This window comes from Nocardioides flavus (ex Wang et al. 2016) (genome assembly GCF_014653115.1).
GTDB lineage: Bacteria > Actinomycetota > Actinomycetes > Propionibacteriales > Nocardioidaceae > Nocardioides > Nocardioides flavus.
The window spans coordinates 1-1,223 of record NZ_BNAD01000032.1 but is presented as its reverse complement, the minus strand read 5'-3'; the positions used below and the strand labels follow the sequence as shown (position 1 = coordinate 1,223).

Here is a 1,223-nt window from a genome sequence, read left to right as displayed (position 1 = left end):
GGGACTGCTGCACGGATAGGTGACAGGTTGGGTCAGGCTGCCTGAGCGGCAGGTGTGGTCATGATGGTCTCGTACTCGATGGGGGTCAACCGTCCGAGAGCGGCCTGTCGCCGACGGCGGTGGTAGGTCCTCTCGATCCAGGTCACCATCGCGATCCGCAGTTCCTCTCGGGTGGTCCATGAGCGGCGGTCGAGGACGTTCTTCTGGAGCAGGCTGAAGAAGCTCTCCATGGCCGCGTTGTCCCCGGCTGCACCGACGCGGCCCATCGATCCGACCATGCCGTGGCGGTTGAGAGCGTGGACGAATTTCCGGCTGCGGAACTGACTGCCGCGGTCGCTGTGGACCACGCAGCCGGCGACATCTCCGCGGCGGGCGACTGCGTTGTTGAGCGCGGCGACCGCCAGCCTGGACTTCATCCTCGAGTCGATGGAGTAGCCCACGATCCGGTTGGAGTAGACGTCCTTGATCGCGCAGAGGTAGAGCTTGCCCTCACCGGTGCGGTGCTCGGTGATGTCGGTCAGCCACAGCTCGTTGGGGGCATCGGCGCTGAACTCGTGTCGAATCCTGCCCTTCTCGTCGGTCACAGCGCACAGGTCGTCGTGGACCGGTGGGCCGGGCTTCTTGGCCTTGCCGCGCTTGGGCTTTCCGAACGCCGACCACCAGCCCAGCTGCGAACAGATCCGCCACGCGGTCCGCTCGGCCATCGGCTCACCGGCTTCACGGGCCTCGTCGACCAGGAACCGGTAGCCGAACTCCGGGTCGTCGCGATGGGCGTCGAACAGGGCGTTGGCGCGGTAGGCCTGCTCGAGCTCGGCCTCAGTGACCGGGCTCTGGAGCCAGCGGTAGTACGGCTGGCGAGCGATCTTGAGCACCCGGCACGTCACCGTGACGAGGATCCCGTCGACGGCCAGCTCGCGGACGAGCGGGTACATCATTTTCCCGGCAGGTTGGCCTGCGACAGATACGCCGCGGCGCGACGCAAGACCTCGTTCTCCTGCTCCAGGAGCCGGATCCGCTTCTTGGCTTCACGCAGTTCGGCGTTCTCCGCCGCAGTCGTGCCCGGCTTCACGCCATCCTCGACGTCGGCGGTCTTCATCCAGTTCGTCAGGCACGACTCGCTGATGCCGAAGTCGGCAGCGATCTGCTTGATATGGACACCTGGCTCACGGTTCCTCGCGACACGGACCACGTCGTCGCGGAACTCCTGGGGGTACGGCTTCGGC

The 1,223-nt window shown here is 66.2% G+C and carries 1 protein-coding gene; it reads right to left on the bottom strand.

Annotation, left to right across the window (positions count from 1 at the left end; translation table 11 throughout):
• Window positions 1-32 precede the first annotated feature (32 nt).
• Window positions 33-1,223 (bottom strand): IS3 family transposase gene (locus tag IE200_RS20460; RefSeq protein WP_191281339.1). Its coding sequence is split into 2 segments (ribosomal slippage), with 1,189 coding nucleotides annotated over them: window positions 33-938 and window positions 941-1,223; the frame shifts between segments, so codons are not numbered across the junction. This gene is flagged as partial in the annotation.